This window comes from Deltaproteobacteria bacterium (assembly GCA_016210005.1).
GTDB lineage: Bacteria > Desulfobacterota > Binatia > HRBIN30 > JACQVA1 > JACQVA1.
The window spans coordinates 1-2,997 of sequence record JACQVA010000110.1; the positions used below are offsets into that span (position 1 = coordinate 1).

Here is a 2,997-nt window from a genome sequence, read left to right on the forward strand (position 1 = left end):
GGTGCGCGCGAAGTCCGGGGCGGCGCATCGCATCGCGATTGGGGACGATGCCCCTTCAGCAAATTTCAAACGATTTCAAATCCACCCGGATCGTCTCCGGGATATCCTCGGCCGCGGGTGAGAAAACCCGAAATCCGAGGCCAGATGCTTGTAGCCGAGGTCGATGGTGATGTCGGCGCTGGCCGAGGTAGACTGAATGAGGAGCGGTGATGGAGACGATGACCATGACAACGACGATGATGGATGCCGGAACCAGGGTGCTCAAGGAGATGTTGCTGCCGGAGCTGACAAAAATCTCCGATCGACTGAATCAGGTGGCCGCCACTCAGGAACGGATCGCCGTGCGGCTGGATCAGATGGATCGGCGATTCGATCTGATGGACAAGCGCTTCGATCTGGTGGATAAGCGCTTCGAACAGATCGACCAGCGCTTCGAACAAATCGGCACCGATCAAATTGGCATGTTTCTTGCGCACAGTTTGCGTTGTGAGCAGCACGAAACTCCCGGCGCTGTGGCGCCAGGGAACCTCATTACAAGCTGAGGGCTTCGGGTCTGCGGTCAGTTTGCCGATGGCGCGTTGGCCATCGGGCGCGGGTAGCCCAACGTTTCGAGCCAGTCGGCAACTCGTGCATCTGTGAGCTGCTCGTAGGCTGATGTTCCCTTGCGGCGGCCCCATTCTCGTGTCCGCATGTTCCAGTAGTACTGGAATAGGTTCAGGAAGTTCTGCTCGACGTTCTTGTGGACGACAAGATACGGCCGCAGAACTGAGTTGAAGTTCTCGATTGCGCTGGAGGCCCGCTCACGTCGGTCCAGAACAGGGAAGACGACCTTCATTGCCTGCTGAACCCTCTGCGGGTTCCCGTCGGCCTCGGTGGCCAGATTGCGGATCGCGACCCTCAGTTCCTCAGTGGCAGCCTGCCGTCTGGGTTCTGGACCGGTCTTCGACTTTGCGTCGAGGACGGCTTGGTAAAGTCGTGTAGCGGCCCTTGTCAGGGCCTCGCCCCCGGCAGCTTCAGCAACTTTCAGGAGCTCTTGTCGAAGGGCTTGTAGGTGCAGTGCCAATCCCGGAGCCCGGTTCTTCAGATACCGACCTGCGTTGCGGGCGTGGTCGCCTCGTATCTCCATCATCGCAAGACCTATTCGCTTCAGACCCGAACTGACTTCCTCCGCCAGATAAAGGTCGCCCGTATGCGGCTGAGTCAACTTCAGCAGTTGCTCTGCCTCGATACAGAGTTTCTCGAAAGCATCGAATCGGTCAATGGCCCGTGCTGCATGGTCTTTGGCCTCTCGCCACTCTTGCCCTGCTCGGCGTCGCGCGGCTTCATCGGCCCCTTTGCCCCGCTTTTCTTCACACTCATATTCATTGCTGATGGCTCCGAGAGCCCGTCGTTCCAGGTAGAAGCGAGCCTTACCAAACTTCAGAACGGCGTGGAACATATCATCCCGTTGCTCGATTCCAGGAAAAGCGGCCTCAATGCCACTGGCCAAACCGGTTCCGGCGTCCTTGACGACTCGCTTGGGGTTCAGGTGTTGATCGAGCTGAAGCTTTTGCAGGACGGCCTTCCACTCCTCGCCGGTGCGAGACTCACGCACTTGCGCCAGGAACAGGTACTGCGTCTCGATATCCAGACCAGCCAGTACAGGGCGATTCTGGCTGAACATCTCATCGGCCACGAAACCTTGGATGGAGGACAGCTCCACGCCTCTTGAAAACTGTTCGGCACGCTCCCCCGCCTCCGTGAGAACCGCCTGAACCTTCCCGAAGCTCCAGGCGGCTGATTGTCCAAACAGTATCACCAACAAAGCCACTATATCCCGAATGGACGCTGGAGTGACCACTCGAAGTGCAATGATGGCCCGCTTGAGGTAGCCGACGGTCACAGGGAGATAAAAGAGTACCTTGTCCTCCGTCCGGTATCCACCGGCTTCGTCTTCGACGACTTGAGGCTCTTCACCCGAAATGTCAAACCTACCAACAAGCGCCTCTCGCGCCTCTTCGCGAACCTCATACAGCCTGCGTCGATCGACATCCACTTCCCGTGCAAGTTCGCTCATTCGCCCGTACTGTCCCCTGGCTCGAAGAACCTCCTCGGCCAGACCGCTATCCGGACGAAAGCCGCCACTCTGCGTGGCCGCACTCTGGCAATCCACACTAACCTGCTCTACGCTGATGGACACGAGATCTCCTTTGCTGGATGGTTGATTTTGAAGACACCAACTACTACCGGCAAGGAGGTCTCGTCGCATGCAGATTCAGCAACTCTTTTAAGTCCACTTCCGCTCCGCTCCCCACCGCCACCGCGGAAGGAGCCAACCCCACCTAATCCAGAGTTCCGTCAGGTTCTACGAACCAGAGTGTGCGGAAAAATGTCCTCATTTTGGTCGGTGCCGCGGCTTGTACTCCCGAAAAACCGTCACTTTCCCCGGCGCGAGGCGCGTGCGCTCGTGCCGAGGATGTCCGGGTTGTCCTCCCGGCTTTCGCCCAGAGGCACAGCGCGGCTCCCGAACTGGGGCATCAGGCCGATCCGAAGACGGCGGCATCGACGAGTTCTGGGAGTTGGTCCCGAGCTTCTCACGCAACTCCGAAACCACTCTCTCGAGTTGCTCCATCCGCTTGAGCAAGTGTGAGTTCTCGTGGCGCAGCTCCAAGTTCTCCTGTCGCAGCGCTGCGTTCTCGGCTCGGAGCCGCTGAAGCTCCGAGGCCGCCTCTCTGCGTTTCTTTGACTTGCGCCCCATGCCGGATGATAGTCCATGGGGGGCGAATTCTTGTCAATACCCAGCGATCGGGGCCGGAGCCCATGACGAACGAGCAAGTGGTGATGCGGCATCCTGAGATCAGCCCGAGTCATTTCTGCATGCGCCATGAATCAACCATGGCCCCGTATTGCTGCATAGCCGTGAACGGATACTTACCTTCTCCCCGGCTACCGTTGAAAGATGGTATTTTCCCGTGGCGCGTTTCATCAAGTAAAGAAGTCTTGCACACGTCAACACAA

Annotated in this window: 2 protein-coding genes; one reads left to right on the forward strand and one right to left on the reverse strand. The window is 58.3% G+C overall.

Translation table 11 applies throughout. The annotated features are described in order from the left end of the window. Positions 1-209: 209 nt before the first annotated feature. Positions 210-542: a hypothetical protein gene (locus tag HY699_10580; GenBank protein ID MBI4516245.1), complete on the forward strand. Its 333-nt coding sequence runs from the start codon at positions 210-212 to the stop codon at positions 540-542. Positions 543-559: 17 nt separating this feature from the next. Here the strand turns inward: HY699_10580 and HY699_10585 are convergent, their stop codons facing one another. Then, the gene (locus tag HY699_10585; GenBank protein ID MBI4516246.1) at positions 560-2,056 is read right to left on the reverse strand and encodes a hypothetical protein; all 1,497 of its coding nucleotides are present in this window, start codon (positions 2,054-2,056) and stop codon (positions 560-562) included. Positions 2,057-2,997: the final 941 nt, after the last annotated feature.

Coding starts and splice junctions, on each gene's coding strand:
- HY699_10580 (MBI4516245.1), top strand. CDS start 210: ATGGAGACGATGACCATGACAACGACGATGATGGATGCCGGAACCAGG.
- HY699_10585 (MBI4516246.1), bottom strand. CDS start 2,056: ATGAGCGAACTTGCACGGGAAGTGGATGTCGATCGACGCAGGCTGTAT.